The organism is Bradyrhizobium sp. KZN70725, assembly GCF_055264925.1.
In genome coordinates this window covers 34,225-53,739 of the sequence record NZ_JBUYWT010000044.1, presented here as the reverse complement: position 1 = coordinate 53,739, position 19,515 = coordinate 34,225, and the positions used below count along the sequence as shown (strand labels likewise).

The following is a 19,515-nucleotide window of genomic DNA, read 5'->3' as shown; positions in this document are numbered from 1 at the left end:
ACGCAGCCGCCGGCATCGCTAGATGGCGGCGAGCATGATGGCGCCGATCGCGCCGAGCGCGACCCAGCTGACGCGATCCCTCAGCGCAAAGATGACCGGATCGTCGTCGATCAATCCGCGCTGCGCGAACAACATCACGCGGCCGATCCAGTACATCAAGATCGGACAACCGACCCAGAGCAGTTGCGGATGGCTGTAAAGCGCGCGCACCGTATCGGACGAGATGTAGAGCGTGAAGATCACGACGGCGTTGAAGCCTGACGCGGCGGCGAGGATCGCGATCATCGATTTGTCTTCGACCTGGTAGCCGCGCGCCGCCAGCACGGCGCCGTCCGGCTGGCCGGCGAGCTCGATATAGCGCTTCACCAGCGCCAGCGACATGAAGATGAACAGCGAGAACGCGAGCAGCCATTCCGACATCGGCACGCTGATCGCGACGGCGCCGCCGATCACGCGGACGGTGTAAAGCGTGGCGAGCACGACGACGTCGACGGTCGCGATGCGCTTGAGCCAGAACGAATAGGAGGTGGTCAGCGCGAAATAGCCGAGCAGGACGCCGCCGAACTCGATCGATATCGACATTGCGATCGCAAATGCGGCGACCAGCGCCAGGGCCATCGCGCCGAAGGCCCGCGATGCCGGGATGGCGCCGCTTGCGATCGGGCGGTTGCGCTTGGTCGGATGCGCGCGGTCGGCCTCGACGTCGAGAAGATCGTTCAGGATGTAGGCGCCCGACGCGCAGAGCGAGAATGCGATCACCGCAAGCAGCGACGTCGCCGCCGATCCCAATGCGAATTTGTGTGCGGTCAGCAGCGGCACCAGCACGAGGGCGTTCTTGGCGTATTGATGCACCCTGAACAGCTTCAGCCAGCTGCGCATACTGACGCGCATACTGACCCGCGCGGGCGCGGACGGCTCGGATCGAGCGGAGCGCGCGAGGCGCGATGCGGAATCGGGCAACGCGACCGCCGCGCTGCCGATATAGTCAAAGCCCTGCCGAAGCACGGGCGGCAGCTCTTCGCGCTGCGCCGGCGGCAATCGACGTTCCGGCGCGGCAGCCCAGGCGGTGAAGACGCCAAGATGCTCGGCGACCGCGCTGACGAACGGCTCGGGATGGGTTTCCGAGCAAAGGTAGACCGGGCGGCCTTCGCCCAGCACCTGCAGCAGGAACCTCACCGCGTCGGGGTCAAATTGCGCCCGGGATGGATCGAACCCCGATCGAGCTACACCATGAGTCGATCGCGCTTGCGCTCCAAGGGAAGCGGTGATCGCCGCGGCGAAAGCGCGAAGGCGGCGGATCAGATCGGATGCGATATCGGCCGGGACGGAGCTTCCCCGCACCATGACCTCGTCGACATCGACGACGAGCGGCCGGCCCTTCGAACGCAGCGGATCGCGAAGGGCATCGCCGCCCCCCTGCTCAACCCGTTCTGGAACGCTAGCTCGCATACGTGCGGTCTTCCGGTGCCCCCTCCCCATTGTCCCGGGCTTTCCCTAATTTGGGGTGAACTTGATCTCGGGTGAACTTGGGGGGAGCGAACGCCGGGGCAGATGGCGCCGAAATGCGTGGTGAAAAGCCTCACCGACAGCGCGCGGCGAGCGAAAAATGGCGATCCCGGGAAGACTCGAACTTCCGACCTACGGTTTAGGAAACCGTCGCTCTATCCGGCTGAGCTACGGGACCGCACGGCCCGCAGCGAAAGCATGCGGGCGTCGCCATCCCATAGCAGAGCTGCCGGGTGATCGCCAGCCCGCGCCACATCGGGCGCGCGCGAAGTTGCATGGCGTTTGGCGCGTCGCGCGTTACGCCACCTGGCGTGCCGGATTCGAGGCGGCATCCGCGCTGGCCTGACGCGCCGGGAGAAACTCGATGGCTTCATCCTTCAGCGAGCCGAAGCGCAGCGTCATGATATCGAGAGCATAATTCTGGTAGAGCCGCCACGGCCGGCGCGAGCCCTGCTTGGGGAACCTGGCGGCGGCGCGCTGGATATAGCCCGATGAGAAATCCACCCAGGGCAGTTCGGCGACATCAGGGTCGTTCCGCCGCGGCGTGACCTGCGCGTAGCCGTTCGCCTTCATGTGGTTGAGCATGCGGCAAACATATTCGCAGGTCAGGTCGCATTTCAGCGTCCAGGACGCATTGGTGTAGCCGAAGGCGGCGGCGAGGTTCGGCACGCCCGAGTACATCAGCCCCTTGTAGTTCATGGTCTTCGACAGATCGACGCGCGCGCCGTCGACATTGATCTCGAGTCCGCCGAGCACCTGCAGATCGAGGCCGGTCGCGGTCACCACGATGTCGGCGTCGAGCACATTGCCGCTCTTGAGCTTGATGCCCCCACGCGTGAAGGTCTCGATCTGATCGGTGACGACGGACGATCTGCCGTTGCGCAGCGATTCGAAGAGATCGCCGTTCGGCACCAGACAAAGCCGCTGGTCCCACGGATTGTAGCGCGGCGTGAAATGGGTGGCGACGTCGTAGTCCGGACCGAGTGCATGCCGCACGCCGCCGAGGATCAGCTTCTTGACGCGCTCCGGATCGCGCTTGCAGAGCCGGTAGAAATACATACCGAACAGCACGTTCTTCCAGCGCGTGAGGCCGTAGGCGAGTTTCGCGGGCAGCCGCGCGCGCAGCCAGTTGGCGACTTTGTCCTCGTCGGGCCGCGCCACGACATAGGTCGGCGAGCGCTGCAGCATCGTGACATGGGCGGCGGTCTTGGCCATTTCCGGCACCAGCGTCACCGCGGTCGCGCCGCTGCCGATCACCACCACCTTCTTGGCGGCATAGTCGATGTCGTCGATCCATTTCTGCGGATGGACGACACGGCCGGCGAAATCGGCGATGCCAGGGAAGTCGGGCGTGTAGCCGTGTTCATATTTGTAGTAGCCGCTGCACATGAACAGGAAGCTGCAGGTGAAGCGCTCGATCGTCTTCTCCGGCCCGCGCTCGACCTCGACCGTCCATTGCGAGTCCGCCGACGACCAGTCGGCGCGCACGACGCGATGGTTGAAGCGGATGTTCTTGTCGATGCCGTAGGCGCGCGCGGTCTCGCGCACATAGTTCAGGATCGACGGGCCATCCGCGATCGCCTTCGGCTCGGTCCACGGCCGGAACGAATAGCCAAGCGTGTACATGTCGGAGTCGGAGCGGATGCCGGGATAGCGGAACAGGTCCCAGGTGCCGCCAATGCAGTCGCGGCCTTCAAGAATGGCGTAGCTGCGGTCAGGGCAGTTGGCCTGCAAATGATAGCCGGCGCCGATGCCCGACAGTCCCGCGCCCACGATCAACACGTCGAAATGAACGGACACGCCTTGACCCTCCCGTGGCAGTATTGACAATACATATTGTCAGATAACTTGACATCTGACAATGCCTCGTGTCAATACACTTTCATGGCAAGCAGCCGGAAAGCCCGCCTCTATGGCGGTATGGACGCCGAGGAACGCCGCGCCGAGCGGCGGCTCAAGCTGATCGACGCGGCGATCGAGGTCTATGGCGAGGTCGGCTATCGCGGCGCCACCGTGAAGGCGATCTGCGAGGCGGCCGAGCTGACCGAGCGCTATTTCTACGAGTCCTTTACGAACAGCGAGGCTCTGCTGATCGCCGCTTACGGCCATGTCGTCGGCCACCTGCACGAGGAAATGACCGCGGCCGCTGCAGCCGCAGGCGACGATGCCGAGATGAGGCTGCGCGCGGCGCTGACGCTCTATTTCACGCGGCTGAAGCAGCACCCGAAGCCCGCCCGGGTCTTTCTGCTGGAAATTTCAGGCATCAGTCCGGCGGTCGATGCCGTCAAGCTCGACGCCTTGCGCGTCTTCAGCGACATCCTGGTGCCGCCGGCGCTCGACCCGAAGCGCAGCGGCAAGGGCGCGGCCGCCTCGCTGCTCTCGGTCGGCATGGTGGGCGCCGTCATCTCGATCGCGCTGCGCTGGGTGTCGAAGCAATATCCGCAGGCCGTGGAAGAGGTCGTCGCGATCGCCGCCAGCTTCTGCCGCGTGGCGCTGACCGAGGCCGGCCACCGTGAGGATGGTCACTTATCGTAGCGGCCGGATCGCACCGGCCAGCGGGACCCGCCGATTTTCGATCATGTTTCGCCAGCGCTTGCGGACCCGGCCCCTAGCCTGTCGCTGATTTAACTTGCATATCGGGCCCCTGGGTTTTCTTATGCCCGGTACCGGGCGCAACGAGGTGCAGCCTGTTTCGCCTGACAAAACAACGCTGTTTGCATCGGCGGAGCTGAATTTTGGTCGATCTGCACAGGCTTGACGATGTGACCGCGCGCCTCGGCGATGTGGTTCTCGATCCCTCGACCTGGCCCTCCTTCATGGACGAGGTCTGCGCCGCCGTCGGCGCGACCGGCGCTGCGATGCTTCAGAGCGATATCCGCACTGAAGACATTCCGCGCACGGAGTCGATCACCGAGTATTTCACCAAGACCTACTTCCCGCACAATCTTCACCTCACCGACATCCGCGCGGCCCGCGGCGTGCCGCTGATGCATGCCGGCGTCGATGTCATCACCGATGCGGATCTGTTCGAATCCGAAACCGAGATGCTGCGCGATCCGCTCTACGCCACGCTCGGCGAGTTCGGACTGAAATGGTTCGCGGCGATCGGCTTCCACTCCGGCCCGGCGTTATGGGCACTGACGATCCAGCGTTCGCCCAGAGAAGGCTTGTTCGACGCCGACGAGATCAAGGCGCTGCAAAGGGTGTCGGCGCCGCTCACGGAAGCCGCGACGCTCTCCGCCGTCGTCGGCCGCTCCGCACTCTCGGGCATCACCGGCGCGCTCGATCTGATCCAGGTCGCTGCGATTGCCGTCGGCCGCTTCGGCACCATCATCGGCATGAACAGCCAGGCGGAACGCTGCCTCGGCTACGACCTTGCGATCCGCAACAATCGCCTCACCCTGCTCGACCGACAGGCCAATGCCGATCTGACCAGGCTGATCGATCAGTTGGCCCACAGCTCGGACCTGCACCCATTGCCGTCGTCGCCGATCGTGGTGCGCAGGATCGACAAGCGGCCGATCGTGATCCAGATCCAACCGGTGCCTCCGGCGGCGCGCTCGCCGTTCCTCGGGGCGCGCGCGATCCTGTTGATCCGCGATCTCGAAGGCAGCGCCGCGTTCGATCAGGCGCTGCTGGCGGCGACGTTCGAGCTGACGCCGGCGCAGGCACGCCTCGCCGCGCGGCTTGCGCGCGGCGATTCGGTCGAAGCGGCCGCGCAGGCGGCCGGCGTTGCCCTTGCCACCGCGCGCAATCAGCTCAAGACGATCTTCCAGAAGACCGGCACCCACCGGCAGGCGGAACTGGTTGCGTTGCTGCACAGGGTGAAGTGAACGATTAGAGGCGAATTGTTCTGATCTCCGGCCCGTTCCGATGAGATTCTTCAATTATTCCAATCGCGAAGGCTGTGTTCCATCAGCCGCGGCAACATTCCACAGGTCAGGAAAATCGTCGGGTTCCCGGGTGACAAGTGTCACTAAAATGGCGACAATCTGCTCACTCTGTGTCGTTCGGGTTTGGTCTCAATGTCCGTGATGCCGTCACGATCATCGACGTTGGCTGTTGCCGCTTTCGCCGTCGCTTGCGTGCTGGCGCCGATGAGCGCGCACGCGCAATGGTGGCGCGGCGGCCCGAAGGACTTCGAGGACTGCGCAGACCTCGCCGAGAAGGCGAAGACCAGGGAAGACAAGACCGCGCAACTCGCCGATTGCAACGCCAAGTTCGCCGGCCGTCGCAAGCCTGGCGGTGGCTACACCTATTACGACTTCATGCAGGACCGCAGCTTCGACATCGCCGGTCCCAATCCGACGCCGGACGAGCAAAAGAAGATCGACCAGGAATATACCGGCTATCTCGAGCAGCAGCGCCGCTCGCGTATCGTCGCGGCGTTCAATGCGAAACAGCTCGAGCGGCAGGAGACACAGCCGGTGCGTCCGCCGCAGGTCCAGCAGGCGTCGTTGCACAATGAGCCGGTGCGCAGTGAGACTGCGAAGGTCCCCGTCCCTGCTGCAAGGCCGGTCAAGCCGCGGGGCGCTGCCGTACCTATTCCTGAGCCGCGGCCGCGGGCAAGCAACTGCGTGAAGGGTACGTTCTCCTGCGAATGGCCGCGGCTTTCCGAGGGATTGGACGGCCTGAAGAAGCTGTTCACGCCGACACCGCCGCCACCGACCAAGGTTGCGAAGCGAAACTGACGGTTCGCTTGGTCATTCCGGGGCTCGCGCAAGCGAGAACCCGGAATCTCTCTGCCGTCGAGATTCCGGGTTCGTCGCTTCGCTCCGCCCCGGAATGACACCGCAGGCTCAATCGGTAATCACCATCGCCCAAAACCTGCGGTACGGCGACTTCGGATTGTCGACGAAGGCGACGCCGACGCGCTTGGCGCCCGGCATCAGCAGGTTCTCGCGATGGCCCGGCGAATTCTCCCACTGCTTCAGCATCTCGGCGAAGGCGATGAAGCCGGCGCCGATATTCTCGGCGGCGCGCTGCTTCTTGAGCGGCGCGATGCGCGTGAAGAAGCTGCCGCCCGCGGAGTGGCTGACCGATCCGGTCGCCGACATCGCCTGGGCCTGCTTCAGCGCCATCGCGTTCAGCTTCGCGTCGAGCTTCACCGCGGGCATGCGGTTGGCGCGCCGGTAGGCACTGATCGAGCCGGCATAGTCGGCGGCACCTGAGGCCGTGGTGAAGCCAAACACGAAGGTGAGCGCGAGGAACAGCAGCTTCATCTGAAGTCGTCTCTGTAATGGATCAGTGCGCGTGGGTGCGCTTGTGGTGTCGGGGCGCGACCGATTTGTGCGCAGGCGTGGCCGCTCGGCTGGCTGCCGCAGCCGCCGCGCGCTGCTCCTGCAAGCGCGCATCATAGCCAGGCGACGGTGTCACGGTCGGCGGCGCCGCACGGACCGGGCCGGCCGCGAGCGCAACAAGCGTGAACAGCATGATGCTGGACCATTTCATGATGTCATCTCCTCTGTTGTTCGATCGACGTGGCGGACGATCATCGGCGTTCATGGTCACTGCCATCGCGGATCTGTTCGGGCGTTAGCCCCGGCGAGCCCTTGCCGTCCGCCTCCGCCTTCCGGATCAGCGCGATGACGCGGCGCGACAATGGCGCCTCGAGCCCGCGGCGATCCGCGATCGCGGTAATCACGCCCTGCAAATAGTCGATCTCGGTGCGGCGGCCGCGCTGCAGATCCTCCCACATCGAGGAGCGCGCCTCGGGATCGATCTTCATGGTGCGGCCGAGCAGCATGTCGAACAGCGCATCGGGCAGCCGCAGCAAAGGCGGCATCCAGTTCGACGGCAGCGGCGTCGGCGACACCGGCGCAATGCCTTCGGCGCGCACCGCGGCCAGGCCCTCGGCCATCTGATCGGCAAGCAGTCGTCGCCAGCCGCGCTGCGCGAGCTGTTGCCGCAGCGGAATATTGGACAGCGCATTGAGCGCATTGTTGAGATTGACGACCAGTTTGCCCCACAGCACGCCGTCGATATTGCCAGTGGACTTGATCGCAAGACCCGGCACCGACAGCCGCGCCGCGGTGCCTGCGTCATCCTGCGCGATCACGATGTCGCCGGAGGTCGAGCGATGGAAGCGGCCGTCGCCGAGCGCGACCACGTTGAACGGCACCATGCCGCCGAGCACCCTGCGGCCCGGCAGAAGGTCGCGCAGCAGCGGCACATTGCCGATGCCATTCTGCAGGCTGATCACCGCGGCATCGCCAGGCGCGTGGCGCGCGATCGCATCGGCCATCGCAGCGGTATCGGCGCTCTTCACCGTCACCAGCACGGTCTGAACGTCGGACAAGATCGACGGATCGTCGGACACAATGAGCCGGTCCGCGGATACCGTCCGCTCGGAGCCGTCAAAGCTGCTGACCCGCAAGCCGTTGCCTGCGATCTCCTGGATCAGCCGCGGCCGCGCCAGCAGCACGACACGGCGCCCCGCAGCCGCGAGCGTGCCGCCGACGAAGCAGCCGATGCTTCCGGCGCCCGCAATGCCGATCGGCCGGTCCTCGTTCATGTGGCCAAACGTCCATTCATCATTGGCTCGATAGCAGACCTGGGGTTGCCTGCCTATTTCGACGCACCGCGGGCCGGGTGGCCCGCCTTGTAACCGTCAGGGGCGGAAGCTATGTTTCCCGCTCGGGGCACGGTTGCGGCAGGAGACGATCATGGGTTTACTCGACGTACTCAACGGCATGCAGAACGGCCCGCGCGGTCCGAGCGCGCCAAGCACCTCATCCGACAGTTCGAGCGGCGGCGGAATGTCGCCGATGACGATGGCTATCCTCGCGCTGCTCGCCTGGAAGGCGGTCAAGCATTTCTCCGGCGGCCAGGCGGACGCGAGCGCCCCTGAGCCGAAGCCGGCGCAGGCGCCGCCGCTTCCTCCCGGCAACGTCACCGCAGGCCTGCCTGGCGGCGCCGGCAGCGGCGGGCTCGGCGATCTGCTGAAGGGCGGCCTTGGTGGCCTGCTCGCCGGCGGCGCAGCCGGCACCGTGCTCAGCGGCGGCCTCGGCGATCTGCTCAACCAGCTGCAGCAGAAGGGCCATGGCGACGCGGCCAATTCCTGGGTCAGCAACGGTCCCAACAAGCAGATCGCGCCCGGCGATCTCGCCAACGCGCTCGGCGCCGACCAGATCAACTCGCTGGCATCGCAGAGTGGCCTCTCGCGCGACGAACTGCTGCAGGGCCTCAGCCAGTATCTGCCCGACGCGATCAATCACCTGACGCCGGACGGCCGGCTGCCGAGCGGCGACGAGTTGCACCGCAGGCTCTGACGGTAGCGTTGATTCCATCTGAGGAGGACGACAGTCATGGGCGGCATCATCTGGGTCATCATCGTCGGCTTTGTCGCGGGGATCATCGCGCGGTTCCTGTCGCCGGGGCCGAACAATCCAAGCGGCTTCATTCTCACCACCGTGCTCGGCATCGCCGGCGCGTTTCTTGCGACTTTCATCGGCCAGGCGATCGGCCATTACGGTCCCGAACAAGGTGCCGGCTTCATCACCGCCACGATCGGCGCTCTGGTGGTGCTGTTCATCTGGAATCGGCTGGTCGCGGCGCGCGTGATCCCGGATATCGGAAACAGGTGACGCCGTAGGCGTCATCCTCAACGGTTATTCCGGGGCTCGCGAAGCGAGAACCCGGAATCTCGAGATTCCGGGTTCGATGCTGACGCATCGCCCCGGAATGACCGAATAACCGCAAAGCCTGCCTCAAAATGCAAATGCCCGGGCCTCGCCCGGGCATTTTCGTTTCGGCAAACCGCTCCGCAGCCGTGTCACTGAATCAGATGCATGCCGGCGTCCATGCGGACGAACTCACCGGTCATGTTGCTCGACGCCGGGCTCGCCAGGAAGCAGACCAGGTTGGCAATGTCTTCGGCCGTCGAGGCGACCTTCAGCGGCACGCGCGCCACCACGGCATCGCGCACCTGCTTGGCGCCGGCCTCGCCGCGGCCCTTGGTGAACCAGGGCGTATCTATATAGCCCGGACACACCGTGTTGACGCGGATCAACGGTGCCAACGCGCGCGCCAGCGACTGCGTCATGGTGTTGAGCGCGCCCTTGCTCGCGGCATAGGCGACCGACGAACCACCGCCGGAAATGCCTGCAACCGAGGAGACGTTGACCACAGCCGACGGACGGCTAGATGCCTTCGCGCCGGCTTCGAGCAGCGCGCGCGCGGCACGAACCATCTGGAACGGGCCGATGGTGTTGACGGCGTAGATGCGCTGGAAATCTTCCGCGGTCAGGCCGTCGAGATCGTGATGCGGCACGTGCTTGGTGGTGCCCGCATTGTTGACGAGCACGTCGAGGCGGCCCCAGCCCTGCGCGGCGGCTGCGATCTTCTTGCAGTCCTCATCGCGCGAGACGTCGCCCTGCACCACCAGCACCTCGGCGCCCTGCTTGCGGCAGACTTCCGCGGTCGCCTCGGCTTCCGCCTTGCTGTTGGAATAATTGATGATGAGGCGCGCGCCCTGCGTGGCGAGGATTTGCGCGGTGGCGGCGCCGAGTCCCGATGCCGATCCCGTCACGATCGCGCACAAACCATCCTTGGACATCTGCATTTTCCTTGTTGTTGTGAGCCAGATGAACTCCGGCGGCGGCACACCATATCGCGTGGAACGACATCTGCAAGCCGCGCCCAAAATCCTCACGTGTACGCATTCAGGCCCTTTTGCAGGCTGGCCCACTGCGCTTCGTCATGGCCGCAGATGATCTTGACGCCGGACGCCTCGAGCCTGGCGATCTCGTCGAGCGACTTCAGGAACTGGCCGACGTCAAGGCTGTTCCTCGGCGAGGTCCGCTGGTCGAGATTGGCGCGCACACTGAGCGCGTCGGAGGCGAGCAGGAATTCGCCGCTGTTGTCGAGCTTGACCAGCGCGCCGGTCGTTCCCTTCGAGTGTCCGGGCAGCGGGACCAGCGTCAGCTTGCCGTCGCCGAACACATCCATCTGCTTGTCGAAGATCTCCATCTTCAGCGGATGATCCCAATCCGCCTTGATGTATCCGCGATCGAACGCGTTATCGGCATTCGCGGCCTCGATCTCGAGTGCGTGGACGAAGATCGTCGCCTTCTTGAAGAAGGCGTTGCAGCCGCAATGGTCGGTGTGCAGGTGGGAGCAGATCACCACGTCGATGTCATCAGCGCCAAGGCCAACGGCCTTCAGGCTCGTCAGCACATGATCATCCGCCGGCATGATCGGGCGCATGTATTTGGCGAGCGTGCCGAGCCGCCCTTCAGGATCGGTCGCGACATCGGGATGGCATCCGGTGTCGAACAGCACATTGCCCTGCGCGTGCCGCAACAGCACGCAGGCGACCGGAAGCTCAATCATCTCGCCGCGCGCCGCATCGGGCAGATAGGTCCGCTTCGACATCTGGAGACGGCCGCCCGACAACATATGCATCTTCATCTCGTTACCTCCGCTTTTGGATTCAAACTACATATGAGTTTTATGGAAACTCATAATGGATTTGACAGCATATTATTCGTCCTTATAGCTTCCGCGCAACGTCGCGATCGCATGACAAATGCGCTCAACGAAGCACCCGGGCTCCTTCGGATCGGCATCGTTGGCATCGATCAGCGGCCGTCGAAGGGAAGTTTCGCCACGATGTACACCGTGTTCAGCACGTTCGCTGCGACATCCGATGCGGCAGCGTTCAAACCCTTTCTCTGCATTCCCGCGCGTGCCGACCGCGCATACTTTCCCGATGGCGTCGAACTGTCCTATGGCGGCATTGCGCGGCAGGTCTGCGCATTGCGCGATCAGTACCGCGCAGCAGGCTTCGGCCACGGCCACCGCGCCTGCCTGCTGCTGGAGAACCGCCCCGATTTCATCGTGCACTGGCTGGCGCTCAATGGCATCGGCGTCTCGATCGTTCCGATCAACCCGGCCTATCGCGCAGCGGAAATCGAATACCTGATCGCGCATGCCGAACCCGACCTGATCGTCACGCTGGCCGATCAGAAGGAATTGCAGAAGGCGCTGACCGGCGACGTTCCGCTGCTCACCGTCTCCGGTGACGATCTCGGCGCCAGCGTCGAGACAGTCCCGCACGCCCAGCGGCCGCCACCGCGCGCCGACGGGCCGGGAAGCGAGACCGAGGCTGCGCTGCTCTACACGTCAGGCACGACGGCGCGTCCGAAGGGATGCATCCTGACCAATGAATACGTGGTCTCGACCGGCCGCTGGTACGTCAGCCACGGCGGCGAGGCGACGTATCATGCCGGAATGGAGCGCCTCTACAGCCCGCTGCCGCTGTTCCACATGGCCGGCCTGACGCTGACCCCGATCGCGATGATCTTGACCGGCGGCTGCCTGATCCTGCCGGAACGCTTCAACGCAAAGTTTGCCTGGCACGACATCGTCGCATGCCGCGCCAGCGTGCTGCATTATCTCGGCGTGATCGTCGCGGCCCTGCTGGCGCAGCCGGAGACGCCGGACGAGAAGGCCCATGCGCTGCGCTTCTCGATGGGCGTCGGCGCCAATCCCGAGCAGCGCGCGCGAGCCCGCGAGCGCTTCGGCATCCCCTTCGTCGAAGGCTGGGGCATGACGGAGACCGGGCGCAGTCCGTTCAACACGGTCGAGCCGCGCCATCTCGAGACCAACACCATCGGCCGCAGCGTACCGGGGCTCGAAATGACGATCCTCGATGCCGACGGCAATACGCTGCCGGCTGGCGCAGTCGGTGAACTCTGCGTGCGCCATTCGGAAGCGACGCCGCGGCGCGGCTTGTTCTCCGGCTATCTGAAGGACCCCGAGGCCACCGAGCAGGCCTGGCGCGGCGGCTGGTTTCACACCGGCGACAGCGCCTGGCAGCACGAGGACGGCGCCTTCGTGTTCGTCGACCGGCTGAAGCATCTGGTCCGGCGCGCCGGCGAGAACATCTCGGCGGCGGAGGTCGAGGCCGTGCTGACGACGTCGCCTCAGGTCAAGCAGGCCGCCGTCATCGCCGCGCGCGATCCGATCCGCGACGAGGAAGTTGCGGCCTTCATCGTGAGCAACGACGGCGCCGATGCTTCACGCGAGCTCGCGCAGGACATCTTCCGCTTCTGCCGCGAACGCCTGGCGGCGTTCAAGCTGCCGGCGTGGATCGCTTTCATCGCCGAGTTGCCGCTGACCTCGACCAACAAGATCCAGAAGCACGTGCTGCTCGGCGCGGACAGGGATCCGCAGTCGCATCCGGGCATGATCGACCTGCGGCAAGACAAGACCAACGCCATAAGGCAATCGAACTAGAGGAAACCAGGGACAATGACATCGAGATACGGATGGATCGCCGCGAGCGCTGCAATCCTCTCAGTCGCCTTCGCCGCCGCGCCATCCCACGCGCAGATTTCCGACGACGCGGTGAAGATCGGCGTGCTGACCGATCAGGCCGGACTCTACGCCGACGCCGCCGGCCCCGGAGCGGTCGAAGCGGTCCGGATGGCGATCGCGGATTTCGGCGGCAAGGTGCTGGGCAAGCCGATCGCGATGGTCGATGCCGACCATCAGAACAAGGCGGACATCGGCGCCGGCATCGCGCGGCGCTGGTATGAGCAGGAGAATGTCGACGTCATCGTCGATTTCGCCAATTCCGCCGTCGCCTTCGCCGTGCTCGAGCTCACCAAGCAGAAGAACAAGGCGATGCTGGTGTCGTCGGCCGGCTCCTCCGATCTGACCGGAAAGGGCTGCTCGGCGAATTCGGTGCAGTGGACCTACAACACCTATGCGCTCGCCAACAGCACGGTGCGGGCGCTGGCCAAGGAAGGCGCGAAGAGCTGGTACTTCGTCACGGTCGACTACGCCTTCGGCCACGCCCTGCGCAACGACGCGGCCAAGACCGTGGAGAAGGTCGGCGGCAGCATCGCCGGCGAGGTGCGGCATCCGCTCAACAGCATGGATTTCTCGTCCTATCTGCTGCAGGCCCAGAGCTCGAAGGCTGACGTGATCGCCTTTGCCAACACCGGCGGCGACCTCGCCAACTCGATCCGGCAGGCGCAGGAATTCGGGATGGCGCATACGCAGAAGCTCGCGGCCTTCCTGATGCAGACCAGCGACATCCACGCGATCGGCTTGCAGGCCGCCCAGGGGCTGCAGCTCGCGACCGCCTTTTATTGGGATCTCGACGACAAGACCCGCGACTTTGCCGCGCGCTTCATGGCCAGGACCAAGAAGCGGCCGACCATGGTGCAGGCCGGCCTCTACTCCGCGGTGATGAACTATCTCAAGGCGGTCGAGGAGTCCGGCACCGACGACGGCCCCAAGGTGATCGCGCAGATGAAGGACATGCCGATCGACGATTTCTTTGCCCGCAACGCATTCCTGCGCGAGGACGGCCAGCTCATCCACGACATGTATCTCGTGCAGGTGAAGTCGCCGGCCGAATCGAAGGGTGCCTGGGACTACGAGAAGCTGGTTCAGGTGATCCCGGGCAAGGAGGCGTTCGCGACGCCGGAGGAGAGCGCCTGTCCGCTGCTGAAGAAATGATCGCTCTGACGAAACTCGCAAGTCACAGGCAAGAAACTACAGGCAAGGCTGGACATCCCATGACTGAGCTGCCGCTGCTGTTTACCCCACTGCAATTGCGCGATCTCGAACTGAAGAACCGGATCATGGTCTCGCCGATGGCGACCTATTCGGCGCGGGAGGGGCGCGCCACCGATTGGCACACCGCGCATATCGGCAAGCTCGCCGCCGGCGGCGCCGGCCTCGTGTTCGTCGAGCAGAGCTCGGTGAACACCCAGGGGCGCATCACCCATGGATGCCTCGGCATCTGGGACGATGCGCACATCGCGGACCACGCCGCCCTCGCCGCGCTGATCCACAGCTTCAACGCCAAGGCCGCGATCCAGATCGCACATGGCGGCCGGAAAGGCTCCTCGCAGCGGCCGTGGGAAGGAGGCAACCCGCTCGGCGAAGCTGACATCAAGGCACGCGGCGAAGGCCCATGGCAGATCGCGGCCTCGAGCGGCATTCCCTTGGATGACGGCTGGCCGGCACCGCAGATGATGACTTCAGAGCAGATCGATGCCCTGGTGGACGACTATCGCCAGGCATTTCGTCGCGCCAGGGCGGCCGGCTATGACGTCATCGAGCTGCACTGCGCGCACGGCTATCTGATGCACTCGTTCCTGTCGCCGCTGGCGAACAACCGCAACGACGAGTATGGCGGGTCGTGCGAGAACCGCATGCGCCTGCCGCTGCGGATCGCGGCGATCATGCGCGAGGAGTGGCCCAGCCATCTGCCGGCCTTCGTCCGCATCTCGTCGGTCGACGGCGTCGACATCGGCTGGTCGATCGAGGACTCGATCGCGTTTGCGGCGGAGCTGAAGGCGATCGGGATCGACATGGTGGACTGCTCGTCGGGCGGCATGAAGCTACCGCGCGGCAATTCGCTGGTGTCGCGCACCCCGGGCTTCCAGGTGCCGTTCGCCGAGCGCATCCAGAAGGAAGTCGGCATGCCGACGGTGGCGGTCGGGCTGATCCGCGAACCGGACTACGCCGAAGCCATTTTGCGGGACGGCAAGGCGACGCTTATTGCGCTCGGCCGCGAACTGCTGTGGAATCCGAACTGGCCCGCGCAGACGGCGCTTGCGCTCGGATGCGATCCGGAGTGGACGAGTTGGCCGGAGCAATATGGCTGGTGGCTGAAGCGGCGGGTGGCGCAGCAGGGACGATAGCGATGCCGGTGGCGAAGAAGGATGTAGCGAAGGCCGGCGCGGCTGCCGGCGCGCGGTCTTTCGACGGCCCCGATTTCCCCGGCGACACCTCGCGCGACCTGCCGAAGATGGACAATGCAGTCAAGTCGGCGCGGCGCGTGTTCGACGTGCTCGAATTCTTCGAGGAGCACCAGCGCGCCGCCTCCGCGATCGAAGTCGCGGCCGCGCTCAAGTTCCCGCAATCCAGCACCTCGGCGTTGATGCGGACGATGACGGCGTTCGGCTATCTCCACTATGACACCAGCCGCCGCACCTATATCCCGACGCCGCGGATCTCGATGCTGGGGCACTGGCTGAGCCCGGCGTTGTTCACGAAGGGACGCCTGGTCAATCTGATGGAAGAGCTCTCCGCGCGGACCGGAGAGACCATCATGCTCGCGGTGCGCAACGGGCTCAGCGCGCAGTATGTCCATATCATTCAGGCCAAGCTGCCGATGCGGCTGTATGTCAAGGCCGGAACGCTGCGGCCGCTGGCGCGATCCGCGTCGGGTTACGCGCTGCTGTCGGCCTATCCGGACAAGGAGGTGCGCCGCCTGGTGCGCCTGATCAACGCCAACGAGAGCCGGCCCGATCGTCAGGTCGACATCAAGGCGCTGCTGCTTGAGCTGAAGAAGGTCCGCGCCAAGGGGCACGCTTTCTCGCTCGGCCTGGTCACGCCGGGCGCGGGCGCCGTCGCCATGAACCTGCCGCCGATTGCGGAATCGAACGAACCGCTGGTGCTGTGCGTGGCCGGATTGAACGACGCACTGGTCACCCAGGAGACCGAGTTCGCCGACCTGATGCGGAAGGCAATCGAGTTTCATCTGGCGGACTGAACTTATGTCGGCGGCCGGTTTGCGCGTGTGCGTGGCATACAAACGGGGACAATCGAAAGTTCACTATGCGGAATTCATGCGCCAAGTCCGGCTTCATGCCATCCGCGCAAGTGGCCCTGCGGGCAGCGCTTGTCACGGCTATGGCTTTTCCGCATCATTGAGCGCAAGACAACATCGCAAGCAGGGCATGGCCGAACAGCCAGCCCGAGCCAATCAACACGAGGAACGCTGTGGCGGAGAGTGAAAACATCGTCGCCGAGACCGCGGAAAAGATTTTCGCCGATCTCGCGGATGCCCAAACCATCAATCACGACAAGCAGGGCGCATGGAAGGCGCCGCTGTGGCAGGCGCTGACCGAAGCCGGCCTGCCGCTGTCCTGGGTGCCCGACGATCTCGGCGGTTCCGGCGCCAGCCTCGCCGAAGGATTCAGCGTCCTCAACGTCGCTGGGCGGCATGCGATCGCTGTTCCGCTGGCCGAAACAATGCTGGCCGGCTGGCTGCTGACGCAAGCCAGGATCGCCTCTCCCGAAGGCGAGATGACCGTGCTGCCGGCAAGCCCGAAGGACCGCGTCACGCTGAACGCCGACGGCTCGCTCTCCGGCCGCGCCCGCGGCGTGCCGTTCGCCAAGGACGCAAAACATTTCGCGGTGCTGGCTGAAGGCAATGGCGGCGTGTCGGTCGCGCTGCTCGATGCAGCGAAGTGCCGGATCGAATCCGGCATCGGGCTCGGCGGCGATCACAACGATACCGTCACGCTCGACAAGGTGCAGCCGGTCGCCACCAGGCCGGCGCCGAAGGGTTTTGACCAGACCACGCTGATGCTGATGGGCGGCGTGGTGCGCAGCCTGCAGATCGCCGGCGCGCTGGAAGCGATGCTCGACATCTCGGTGCGCTATTCCAATGAGCGCATCGCCTTCGAGAAGAAGATCTCGAAATTCCAGGCGGTGCAGCACAACCTCGCGCGGCTCGCCGGCGAAAACGCCGCGGCACTGGCCGCTGCGACCTCGGCGGCGGACACGATCGTGAACGCCAAGTCGCTGGACACTGATGCGGTGTTCCTGGAAGCCGCAGCGGCCAAGGTCCGCTGCTCGGAAGCGGCGGAGAAGGGCAGCGGCATCGCGCATCAGGTGCATGGCGCGATCGGCTTCACCATCGAGCACATCCTGCACCGCTATTCGCTGCGGGCGCTGGCCTGGCGCGACGATTTCGGCTCGGAGAGCTACTGGGCGGTCGAGCTCGGCAAGCTCGTCGCGAATCGTGGCGCCGATGAATTGTGGCCGCTGGTGGCTTCGCGCTGAGATCAGGCAGAAAGATCAGGACTGGACATCATGACTGCAGCCCTTCGTTTCGATCCGATCCGCCTGCCGGAAAAATGCGAGCAGCTCCGCAAGGAGGTGCGCGCCTTCCTCGCCGAGGAAATCGCCGCCGGCACCTTCGATCCCCACGCGCCGAACCGCGAGGACAATGACGCGCCGGAATTCTCCCGTCGCGTCGGCGCCAAGGGCTGGCTCGGCATGACCTGGCCGAAGAAATATGGCGGCCAGGAGCGCTCGTTCCTCGAGCGCTACGTGGTCACCGAGGAGATGCGGGTGGCGAACGCGCCGACCCGGCGCTTCTTCGTCGCCGACCGCCAGAGCGGGCCGGTGCTGCTGAAATACGCGCCCGAGCACATCAAGATGGACATCCTGCCGCGCATCTGCCGCGGCGAGGTCTGTTTCGCCATCGGCATGAGCGAGCCGAACTCCGGCTCTGACCTGTTCGCGGCGAAGACCCGCGCCACCAAGACCGACGGCGGCTATCTGATCAACGGCACCAAGATCTGGACCTCGTCGGCGCACATCGCCGACTACATGATCGCGATCTTCCGTACCTCGCCGCCGACCAAGGAAAACCGCCGCCACGGCCTGACCCAGTTCCTCGTCAAGATGAAGCAGCCGGGCATCCAGGTGAATCCGATCGGCCAGATCACCGGCCAGTTCGAGTTCAACGAGGTCGTGTTCACCGACTACTTCGTGCCCGACGATCACGTGCTGGGCGAGGTCGATGGCGCCTGGAAGCAGGCGACGTCGGAGCTCGCCTATGAGCGAAGTGGTCCCGAGCGCTTCCTCGAGACCTATTACGTGCTCACCGAGCTCGTGCGCGCGGTCGGCAAGAACCCGGACACCCGCAGCGCCGAGGGCATCGGACGCCTGGTGGCGCAGGTGCACACCATGCGCCGCATGTCGGTGTCGGTCGCCGGCATGCTGCAGGCCGGCAAGGAGCCGGTGGTGGAGGCCTCGATCGTCAAGGACATCGGCACGGTGTGGGAGCAGCAGCTGCCGCATCGCGTCCGCGATCTCGCCGCCTTCGTCGAGGAGACCGCGACCAACCGCGAGACGCTGGAAAAGCAGCTCGATTTCGCCATCAAGACCGCGCCCAAGCTGACGATCCAGGGCGGCACCACCGAAGTGCTGCGCGGCATCATCGCCCGCGGACTTGGCCTGCGCTAGCCGCGCGGGCTCGCCTGCGCTAATTCAACGAGGACAGATCATGACCAAGTACACTGATATCGGCGTCGAAACCCACGGCCATGTCGGCCTGATCGAAATCCGGAAACCCCCGCTGAACTTCTTCGACGTCGCGCTAATCAACCAGATCGCCGACGCGCTGGAGGAGTTCGACAACAATATCGAGATCCGCGCCTCGGTGCTGGCGGCGCAAGGCAAGGCGTTCTGCGCCGGTGCCAATTTCGGCGATCCGGCCCGCCAGGAGCAGGAGGAGCGCGCCAAGAGCGATCCGGCTTCCAACCTGCCGATCAACCATCTCTACGTTCAGGCGGTGCGCATCTTCCGCAACAAGAAGCCGATCGTCGCGGCGATCCATGGCGCCGCGATCGGCGGCGGCCTCGGCCTTGCCGTCTCCGCCGACTTCCGCGTCGCCTGCCCCGAGGCACGCTTTTCGGCCAACTTCACCAAGCTCGGCTTCCATCCGGGCTTCGGCCTGACCGCAACGCTGCCGGAACTGATCGGCAAGAACAATGCCGAGCTGATGTTCTACACCAGCCGCCGCGTCACCGGCGAAGAGGCCTATCGCTGGGGCCTCGCCAATGTGCTGGTGCCGCAGGATCAGGTGCGGGCGGAAGCGATGAAGCTCGCGCAGGAGATCGCCGAATGCTCGCCGCTCGGCCTGGTCTCGACCCGCGCCACCATGCGCGCCGGCCTCGCCGACCGCGTGCTCGCCGCAACCAACCATGAGCTCGCCGAGCAGACCAAGCTGCGCGCGACCGAAGACTTCAAGGAAGGCGTCAAGGCCACCGCCGAGCGTCGCGTCGCTAACTTCAAGGGGCGGTAGCCGCAAGCGCCGCTCTCTCCACGGGGCGTCCCGGCCTAGTGCGCAATTGCGCACGGGAGCCGGGACCCATACGCCGCGGCCCGCGGAAGGGGCACAAGCGGCGTCGGCTTCTCTTACAACTCACTTCGGTGGTTATGGGTCCCGGCGAACGCCGGGAC

The 19,515-nt window shown here is 65.1% G+C and carries 19 protein-coding genes and 1 tRNA gene; 12 read left to right on the top strand and 8 right to left on the bottom strand.

Going from position 1 to position 19,515, the window contains the following annotated elements; all coding sequences use genetic code 11:
• Nucleotides 1–18: 18 nt before the first annotated feature.
• The 3 genes from ACZBJS_RS31160 to ACZBJS_RS31150 form a co-directional block, all read right to left on the bottom strand.
• Nucleotides 19–1,449 carry a UbiA family prenyltransferase gene (locus tag ACZBJS_RS31160; protein WP_463439694.1) on the bottom strand — a complete coding sequence of 477 codons (1,431 nt, stop codon included), beginning with the start codon at nucleotides 1,447–1,449 and terminating at the stop codon, nucleotides 19–21.
• A gap of 158 nt (nucleotides 1,450–1,607) precedes the next feature.
• Nucleotides 1,608–1,684: transfer RNA gene (locus ACZBJS_RS31155), tRNA-Arg, on the bottom strand.
• A gap of 119 nt (nucleotides 1,685–1,803) precedes the next feature.
• On the bottom strand, nucleotides 1,804–3,306 hold the full coding sequence (locus ACZBJS_RS31150) for a flavin-containing monooxygenase (protein WP_083715167.1): 1,503 nt from the start codon (nucleotides 3,304–3,306) through the stop codon (nucleotides 1,804–1,806).
• Nucleotides 3,307–3,390: 84 nt separating this feature from the next.
• Between ACZBJS_RS31150 and ACZBJS_RS31145 the strand changes: the two genes are divergently transcribed.
• The 3 genes from ACZBJS_RS31145 to ACZBJS_RS31135 all read left to right on the top strand — a co-directional run bounded on the left by ACZBJS_RS31145 (nucleotide 3,391) and on the right by ACZBJS_RS31135 (nucleotide 6,197).
• Nucleotides 3,391–4,041, top strand: a complete 651-nt coding sequence (locus tag ACZBJS_RS31145; RefSeq protein WP_168858715.1) for a TetR/AcrR family transcriptional regulator — start codon at nucleotides 3,391–3,393, stop codon at nucleotides 4,039–4,041.
• Nucleotides 4,042–4,241: 200 nt separating this feature from the next.
• Complete coding sequence (locus ACZBJS_RS31140) at nucleotides 4,242–5,339, top strand: helix-turn-helix transcriptional regulator (protein WP_463439693.1); 1,098 nt, start codon at nucleotides 4,242–4,244, stop codon at nucleotides 5,337–5,339.
• 192 nt (nucleotides 5,340–5,531) lie between these two features.
• On the top strand, nucleotides 5,532–6,197 hold the full coding sequence (locus tag ACZBJS_RS31135; RefSeq protein ID WP_057020157.1) for a hypothetical protein: 666 nt from the start codon (nucleotides 5,532–5,534) through the stop codon (nucleotides 6,195–6,197).
• Nucleotides 6,198–6,305: 108 nt separating this feature from the next.
• Here ACZBJS_RS31135 and ACZBJS_RS31130 read toward each other — a convergent pair whose 3' ends face one another.
• The 3 genes from ACZBJS_RS31130 to ACZBJS_RS31120 are packed head-to-tail and all read right to left on the bottom strand — an operon-like array spanning nucleotide 6,306 to nucleotide 8,020.
• A complete protein-coding gene (locus ACZBJS_RS31130) occupies nucleotides 6,306–6,728 on the bottom strand; it encodes a CAP domain-containing protein (protein WP_057020158.1) in 423 nt (140 codons plus the stop codon).
• A 22-nt stretch (nucleotides 6,729–6,750) separates the two neighbouring features.
• On the bottom strand, nucleotides 6,751–6,957 hold the full coding sequence (locus ACZBJS_RS31125; protein WP_463439692.1) for a hypothetical protein: 207 nt from the start codon (nucleotides 6,955–6,957) through the stop codon (nucleotides 6,751–6,753).
• 40 nt (nucleotides 6,958–6,997) lie between these two features.
• Complete coding sequence (locus ACZBJS_RS31120; protein WP_463439691.1) at nucleotides 6,998–8,020, bottom strand: 2-dehydropantoate 2-reductase; 1,023 nt, start codon at nucleotides 8,018–8,020, stop codon at nucleotides 6,998–7,000.
• A 151-nt stretch (nucleotides 8,021–8,171) separates the two neighbouring features.
• On the opposite strand from ACZBJS_RS31120, the gene ACZBJS_RS31115 reads away from it, so the two are divergent.
• Both ACZBJS_RS31115 and ACZBJS_RS31110 read left to right on the top strand, forming a co-directional pair.
• Complete coding sequence (locus tag ACZBJS_RS31115; RefSeq protein ID WP_076832806.1) at nucleotides 8,172–8,777, top strand: YidB family protein; 606 nt, start codon at nucleotides 8,172–8,174, stop codon at nucleotides 8,775–8,777.
• A 36-nt stretch (nucleotides 8,778–8,813) separates the two neighbouring features.
• Nucleotides 8,814–9,092, top strand: a complete 279-nt coding sequence (locus tag ACZBJS_RS31110; protein WP_024582682.1) for a GlsB/YeaQ/YmgE family stress response membrane protein — start codon at nucleotides 8,814–8,816, stop codon at nucleotides 9,090–9,092.
• 188 nt (nucleotides 9,093–9,280) lie between these two features.
• Here the strand turns inward: ACZBJS_RS31110 and ACZBJS_RS31105 are convergent, their stop codons facing one another.
• Both ACZBJS_RS31105 and ACZBJS_RS31100 read right to left on the bottom strand, forming a co-directional pair.
• Nucleotides 9,281–10,063 carry an SDR family NAD(P)-dependent oxidoreductase gene (locus ACZBJS_RS31105; protein WP_076832902.1) on the bottom strand — a complete coding sequence of 261 codons (783 nt, stop codon included), beginning with the start codon at nucleotides 10,061–10,063 and terminating at the stop codon, nucleotides 9,281–9,283.
• 92 nt (nucleotides 10,064–10,155) lie between these two features.
• A complete protein-coding gene (locus ACZBJS_RS31100) occupies nucleotides 10,156–10,917 on the bottom strand; it encodes an N-acyl homoserine lactonase family protein (RefSeq protein ID WP_076832809.1) in 762 nt (253 codons plus the stop codon).
• Between the two features lie 111 nt (nucleotides 10,918–11,028).
• Here ACZBJS_RS31100 and ACZBJS_RS31095 point away from each other — a divergent pair, with 111 nt between their 5' ends.
• The 7 genes from ACZBJS_RS31095 (at nucleotide 11,029) to ACZBJS_RS31065 (ending at nucleotide 19,357) form a co-directional block, all read left to right on the top strand.
• Nucleotides 11,029–12,747 carry an AMP-binding protein gene (locus tag ACZBJS_RS31095; protein ID WP_316395856.1) on the top strand — a complete coding sequence of 573 codons (1,719 nt, stop codon included), beginning with the start codon at nucleotides 11,029–11,031 and terminating at the stop codon, nucleotides 12,745–12,747.
• A gap of 15 nt (nucleotides 12,748–12,762) precedes the next feature.
• Nucleotides 12,763–13,980, top strand: a complete 1,218-nt coding sequence (locus ACZBJS_RS31090; protein ID WP_316395857.1) for an ABC transporter substrate-binding protein — start codon at nucleotides 12,763–12,765, stop codon at nucleotides 13,978–13,980.
• Nucleotides 13,981–14,039: 59 nt separating this feature from the next.
• Nucleotides 14,040–15,173, top strand: a complete 1,134-nt coding sequence (locus ACZBJS_RS31085; protein WP_463439690.1) for an NADH:flavin oxidoreductase/NADH oxidase — start codon at nucleotides 14,040–14,042, stop codon at nucleotides 15,171–15,173.
• Between the two features lie 2 nt (nucleotides 15,174–15,175).
• Entirely contained in the window at nucleotides 15,176–16,027 is an 852-nt protein-coding gene (locus tag ACZBJS_RS31080; RefSeq protein ID WP_057020165.1) for an IclR family transcriptional regulator, read from the top strand.
• Between the two features lie 230 nt (nucleotides 16,028–16,257).
• Nucleotides 16,258–17,325, top strand: a complete 1,068-nt coding sequence (locus tag ACZBJS_RS31075) for an acyl-CoA dehydrogenase family protein (protein ID WP_253588227.1) — start codon at nucleotides 16,258–16,260, stop codon at nucleotides 17,323–17,325.
• 30 nt (nucleotides 17,326–17,355) lie between these two features.
• Nucleotides 17,356–18,516 carry an acyl-CoA dehydrogenase family protein gene (locus ACZBJS_RS31070; protein WP_018269158.1) on the top strand — a complete coding sequence of 387 codons (1,161 nt, stop codon included), beginning with the start codon at nucleotides 17,356–17,358 and terminating at the stop codon, nucleotides 18,514–18,516.
• A gap of 40 nt (nucleotides 18,517–18,556) precedes the next feature.
• Nucleotides 18,557–19,357, top strand: a complete 801-nt coding sequence (locus ACZBJS_RS31065) for an enoyl-CoA hydratase/isomerase family protein (RefSeq protein ID WP_028341859.1) — start codon at nucleotides 18,557–18,559, stop codon at nucleotides 19,355–19,357.
• Nucleotides 19,358–19,515: the final 158 nt, after the last annotated feature.